Source organism: Streptococcus danieliae (assembly GCF_009767945.1).
Lineage (GTDB): Bacteria > Bacillota > Bacilli > Lactobacillales > Streptococcaceae > Streptococcus > Streptococcus danieliae.
This window is the reverse complement of the sequence record NZ_WSRS01000102.1, coordinates 1-5,737: the sequence shown is the minus strand read 5'-3', so window position 1 is coordinate 5,737 and position 5,737 is coordinate 1. Positions and strand designations below refer to the sequence as shown.

Here is a 5,737-nt window from a genome sequence, read left to right as displayed (position 1 = left end):
TTTTTTTTCACTTATCAGTTTACTAGGAATTGCTTTTTTTTGCACTCTGAATTACAAAAAAAGTTGCATGGAGAGCAAGCTTTCCACACAACTTATTATAGAACCCAAAAATACCGGCCGGATTTAGTGATGATGGATATTCAATTGCCCTTGTTGGATGGTTTGACAGCCACTAAGAAAATCATGGATGATCGGCTAGCGCTTAGCGTTATTTTGCTATCCGGCTTTAGCGATGACTCTTACATTCAAAAAGCGAAGTCGTATGGGGCGGGTGCTTACCTGGTCAAACCTTTACAGTCTCGCTCTTTAATCCCAATGATTGAAGTCTGTATTGAGAAGGGGAGAAAGGACCTTTCACTTTCTCAGGAAATGGAAAAACTATCGAAAAAAATTGGGGATCGGATTATTATTGAAAAGGCCAAGGGGTTATTAATGGCGCGGAACCATCTGACAGAACCGGAAGCCTTTAAGCAAATTCGGACAATCAGTATGCAAAAGCGGGTTCCGATGGCGGAGATTGCAAAATTATTGGTGCTACACGATGAGTTATAGGGAAAAAATAGAACAATTGTGTCGGGAGCAGACGGACTTAGATCCAGAAGCCATTTGTTACCTGCTCGACAAAGCTGCGGAAATGGAGCTGGGGACCTCTCATCGTCAGGAAGATGTCTTCATTGATGTTCAAACCATTTATCAAACCAATGAAGCCATGGTCATCTACCATCGGAAGCCTTTAGAGGGGCCTAGTCTCTATATCCATGAGGTTGTGGGCGAGGTAGCCAATTTGGAGAATGAGCCCGGCGTCATTCGGACCCTACAGACAGGTCAAGCCTCAATTGGTTTGTCAGCCCTGTCCCAAGAAGGCTTGGTCATTTATCAGACTGTTTACCCGATTACCTGGCAGGGACAAACGATTGGGGCTTTAATTGTAGAGGCTGTGAACCGGCAGTTTAGTTCACCAATCCTTTTTCAGAATCGCTCGCTCTTTTTAGATTCAACGGTATCGAATCTAGCGCAAGATTTTCAGTTGTTTGATTGTTTGTCTGATGGCGTTTTTATCTTTAATCAAGGAGGCCACCTGGTGTATGCCAATCCTGCGGGTCAGTGTATTTATCGTGAGCAGCTGGCTTACCGGGATTCGATTTATGGCATGCATTATGACAACCTTGTCCTTGATTCGGTGTCATTTATGGACTTCTTATCTCAAAAGAATGTATCTGTGACCTCGGTGGATTATGGCCACTACAGTTTCCAGATTAAACGTCAGTTTTTAGCCGATCGCGCCTGTTATTTAATGGAGTATCGCGATAATACAGAACAAGCTTTACTGCAACGAAAAAATCAGGAGCAACGGATGGCTTTGCGTGAAGCCAATCATCGTGTGAAGAACAATTTGCAGACCCTGGTTTCTTTGCTGAGGTTGCAAGCCTATCAAAGTGAAAGTTCAGAAGTCCAGTCAGCCTTAGAAGAAGGCGTGCAACGGATTTTATCGGTTGTCAGTATTCATGATTTGCTGGCAGCAGATGGAGGTGGTTCGGTTGGGTTAGAATTCTTATTGAAACGAGTTGTTGAATCGGTTCAGCGCTCTTTTTGGGGAAGTGAGTCTGTCCAGGTGGACTATTTATTAGAATCACGTATTTCTCTGGAAAGTAGTCGTGCAACAGCCCTGGCTTTAGTGGTTAATGAATTGGTTCAAAATTCCTTTAAACACGCTTTCAAAAAAACCGATCAGGCAAAAAGGTAAGCATTTGGAATTTTGAGAAGTTAAAAAATTTATAGAGTGACTAGAGAACGCTGTAATGGCGTTCTTTTTTTGGTTTTCCAAGGAGATTTTTACTATGAGAAGCATAAATGTTGGAATTTGTCAAAATTCTATGAAACAGCGATTGATCCAAGAATTTACAGAATCGACAGGTTTGTCTAAAAAAGAGGCTGAAAAAGCTTGGGATGAGCTGGTCTCGTTTGGATTGATTGTGTCAATGGATAAAGGACAAATCGGACTTAGAAAGGTTTGAAGATGAACAGAATTTCTGCTAGTGAAGTGGCGACTCATGGCCGTTTCTATCGTCTCCCAAAGGCGTTATTTGAAGTTGATTATTACAAGCCGATGAAACTAGAGGCTAAAGTATTTTACAGCTTTTTGTCAGATCGATTTGAATTATCTTTACAGAACAATTGGGTAGATGATGAAGGAAATATTTACTTTATTTTTACAATTGAGGAATTAGTGGAATTAAGTGGATATGGACGAGATAAAGTTATGGCTCTTAAAAAAGAGTTGCGAGAGTATGGACTCTTAGAAGAAGAACGCCAGGGTTTGAATAAGCCAAACAAACTCTATCTTGGAATGGTTGATCCTACAAAACCATTAGAGAAAGATGCTCAAAACCCTTGTCCTGAGCGGAAGTCGGAATTTCCGACTTCCGGAGGTCGGAAAAATCGACTTCAAGAGGTCGGAAATTCCGACTCTAATGATACTGATATTAGTGATACTGAGAATAAAGAGATATGTAGTTCTAGAAAGACGATCTCTGATTCTGACGAATCAGGTTCGTCTCCTGGAGCTGAGATGAAATCTACCTCTTACGTTGGGTATGAGTTCTATTCGATTTTGAATTTGATAGAGCAGGAATATTTTAATCATCAGCCTTGGCACTCTGCTTATCATCTGACACATAGGCAGAAAATGAAGCTTGGGGAATTTTTGGAGACAGGTTACATTTCCAGTGACGAAATAATTGGCCTTATTAAAATGATTCCTGCCACAGATTCTCCCTATGCTTATCTAGTGAAATCAATCGAAAATCTGATTGAGGAGCATCGTTTGGAACAGAAACTACAAGCTCACCGTATGGCAGAAGCTCATTATGGGACTTAAATTGACCTGGGTAAGTCATTAAACTGCTGAGATCCTTGACAATTGAATAGCCAACCACTGTCCTGATACAGCGTACCTAAGCATAAAAGAAAAATGGGGGCGGTGAGAACTAGAAAATATATCTAGAGCTGGGTACAGTAACGTTAAGCCACAGTCCATTACTGGTTTGTAGGGTGAAGGAGTTTGCGGTTACTAGACTATAAACCGTGCGTAGAAAATACCGTGAAGAGCTTGCTCTTCCAGCACAGCGTGAGGTTCGCTTTGCATTTTTTGAAGGAGATGTTCATGAATGCTGAAAATAAAAAAATTGTAAGAATAAGGGATCTGAGGCAACTCGGAGTTGAAGGGGGAGCAGTAGCTACCTTGGAGAACTCTAATCAGGTTTCTTTAAAAAAAGATGTTGCTATTGAAAATATTAAGGGTTATGTACAGGGTGAAATTCGTGATTTGAATCTGAGGATAGGATATAAGGATCTCTATCCTCAGATTCAAACCATCACCCGTCATAACGTTCTTGTCGCAAAAAGAAATCATGGCCAGCTAATATTGACTGGTCAAGGTTTTACCAGAAAGGAAAAAGGAAATGAATAAAACTGCTTTAGCCGTTGCTGCGGCTACAATTTTAACCCTACCAACTTCAGTTGCATTGGCAGAAGTAACAGAAGAGGTTACACCGACTACTCCAACAGAAGTTGTAGATCCATCTGCACCTGTTACACAAGAAGTGCCAGGAGAAGTAACTCTTCCAACTGAACCGGAGGTCAAACCAGAACCTGAAACTCCAGTAACACCAGTTGTGCCAGTCTCGCCAGATACACCTGTAGAGATTGAGCAACCACAACAGCCATCTGAGAATACGGACAGTAACAATTCTTCAAACGAACAGACAGAGAATCCAGGTGTATCAGAAAATTCAACAGGGATTGATACAAACCAAATTCCTGAAACTAGTGGAGAAACTATGTCACGTCCGACTCAATCAAATCAATCGTCAAGTCCAAATGGGGTGACAAACTCTGTAACTATTACGCCTAATACATCTACTGAATTTGAACAACAAGTGGATGCTTCAGAACCTAAGACAACAAATCGCTACCTTTCAACTGAATCTAAGTATTCAGCGTCTGTAAAGGTTCGGGAAAAAGAGACGGCAGATAAATCTAATTCTGATCAGCAGAGAGAAGAGTTGCCTTCAACAGGGACAGCTTCGTCAGTCATGGGTCTCATTGGTACAGCTTTAGCACCTATCAGTTCAGTCTTGTTAAAGAAAAAGAAATAGTTCGATAAGCTAGGTTATTTCGGCCTAGCTTGTTGAAATCAGTATCTAAGAAAAGCTTGAACTAGTTTTGTGTTTCTTCCTAGTCGTCCTATATAGATACTGCTTTGAGCAAGCTAGAGCTAATAAATTGTTGATTGAAATAAGTGTCAAAAATTTGTTTTCTCAGTTTTTTACGCATTTTCTTCTATCCTAAAAATACAATCTTGGATACTGAGTAGCTGATTTTTGATGCTTATTTGAGTCAATTAGTACGAATAGAGGAGTAGAGGAGAGATTTTATGAAATGGATTTTAATAAGCTCCATCTTAGTTTTTCTTAGTTTGAATATAGGATTTGCTTATTGTTGTTGTCTTGTTTCTGGGAGAATTTCTCGCTTAGAGGAAGAGAAATAGATTGAATAGAAAGTAACATAGGTGATGGTTTAATGGTTTTAATTTTAGTATTTACTTTTGGACTAATGGCTTTTTCTTTCTTAATGGCTTTAGTTATTTCGTTGTTACGAATCAATGCAGATTTGGAGGATTAAAGATGGTGAGTGTGAGAGCACCAGCGTGTAGAAGTTGTTTTGATACTATTTAAGGCAATCTGGAAGGAGAGATTATGAATTATAAATTGATGGCAGGTTTAGCAGTCGCAACGGCATCTGTTACGGCAACGGGTGTTGTGCAGGCTGAGGAGGCTGTTCCAGCATCTACAAAAACAGGAGTAGTTAATATTGAAACACCTGCTCAAGCTGAAGTAACGCAAACACAAGTCGATGATGCTAAAGCTGGTTTTGAACAGGCAAATCAAACTGTAGCTGCACAAGAGGCGGTTGTTCAAGAAGCACAAATTGCTAAAGATCAGGCGCAGTTAGCGGTTATTGAAGCAAGTTTAGTAGTTACAGAATCACAAATGCTTGCGGATCAAGCCAATCCTGAAACGATTGCACAAGCTCAGGAGGCTGTGACAAATGCGAGGCAGGATGTAGTCAGTGCAGAAGAAGTAGTTATGAAAGAACAAGAAAAAGCAGAATCTGCTCGTCAAGCTGTTCTTTCTCAAGAAGATTTAGTTAAGAATCATCATTCCAAAGTGATGGATTCCGAAAAAGAAGCCTCCCAAGCCCAAGAGGTTGTTGAGTCAGCCAAGCAAGCTATTGATAAACCTTCAACACAAGTAGAGCTGATGAAGTCACAAGAAGAAGTGGCTAATAAGACAGCTAAGGTGACTGAGGCTAAAACAGCTTTAGATCAAGCCCAGAAGGCGGATGCTTTGTTGGAAGAAAAGAGTGCACAAGCACAAGAAAACTTCTCTCAAAGAGCCTCGGAAGTGCAACAAGCAGAATTTTTACTTAATAAAATTCTGGTGGGAATGGCTCAAGAAGCTGTTTCAACCAGTTTTGAGGATCACGCCTACTATAATCAACGGGATGCCATTTGGGCTGCCTACTATGGAAACGGTAGCTTTGCGGCAACTGGATGTGTTCCAGCAGTTCTAGCTATGGTCTTTACAGAATTAGATCGACGAGGGATTACTCCGAAACAGGTTGCGGATTATTTGTACAACAATACCGAGTATTTTAATAAGAATTTCTCAGGAAC

At 40.6% G+C, this 5,737-nt stretch carries 5 protein-coding genes and 2 pseudogenes; all 7 read left to right on the top strand.

The genetic code is table 11. The features are described from left to right. Positions 1–105 precede the first annotated feature (105 nt). A pseudogene (locus E5983_RS08430) lies at positions 106–552 on the top strand (ANTAR domain-containing response regulator); the annotation flags it as partial. Further along, positions 542–1,744 carry a histidine kinase N-terminal domain-containing protein gene (locus E5983_RS08425; RefSeq protein WP_160333403.1) on the top strand — a complete coding sequence of 401 codons (1,203 nt, stop codon included), beginning with the start codon at positions 542–544 and terminating at the stop codon, positions 1,742–1,744. The pseudogene E5983_RS08430 and the gene E5983_RS08425, both read left to right, overlap by 11 nt. Before the next feature lie 94 nt (positions 1,745–1,838). After that, entirely contained in the window at positions 1,839–2,015 is a 177-nt protein-coding gene (locus E5983_RS08420; RefSeq protein ID WP_160333402.1) for a hypothetical protein, read from the top strand. 2 nt (positions 2,016–2,017) lie between these two features. Beyond that, positions 2,018–2,878, top strand: coding sequence for a replication initiator protein A (locus E5983_RS08415; protein ID WP_160333401.1), 861 nt, complete (start codon positions 2,018–2,020; stop codon positions 2,876–2,878). Positions 2,879–3,163: 285 nt separating this feature from the next. Beyond that, the gene (locus E5983_RS08410; RefSeq protein ID WP_160333400.1) at positions 3,164–3,469 is read left to right on the top strand and encodes a hypothetical protein; all 306 of its coding nucleotides are present in this window, start codon (positions 3,164–3,166) and stop codon (positions 3,467–3,469) included. Then, on the top strand, positions 3,462–4,157 hold the full coding sequence (locus E5983_RS08405; RefSeq protein WP_160333399.1) for an LPXTG cell wall anchor domain-containing protein: 696 nt from the start codon (positions 3,462–3,464) through the stop codon (positions 4,155–4,157). The genes E5983_RS08410 and E5983_RS08405 overlap by 8 nt, the downstream gene beginning before the upstream one ends. A 600-nt stretch (positions 4,158–4,757) precedes the next feature. Continuing rightward, positions 4,758–5,737 (top strand): annotated as a pseudogene (locus E5983_RS08400) (cell wall anchor protein); the annotation flags it as partial.

Coding starts and splice junctions, on each gene's coding strand:
- E5983_RS08405 (WP_160333399.1), top strand. CDS start 3,462: ATGAATAAAACTGCTTTAGCCGTTGCTGCGGCTACAATTTTAACCCTA.
- E5983_RS08420 (WP_160333402.1), top strand. CDS start 1,839: ATGAGAAGCATAAATGTTGGAATTTGTCAAAATTCTATGAAACAGCGA.
- E5983_RS08410 (WP_160333400.1), top strand. CDS start 3,164: ATGAATGCTGAAAATAAAAAAATTGTAAGAATAAGGGATCTGAGGCAA.
- E5983_RS08425 (WP_160333403.1), top strand. CDS start 542: ATGAGTTATAGGGAAAAAATAGAACAATTGTGTCGGGAGCAGACGGAC.
- E5983_RS08415 (WP_160333401.1), top strand. CDS start 2,018: ATGAACAGAATTTCTGCTAGTGAAGTGGCGACTCATGGCCGTTTCTAT.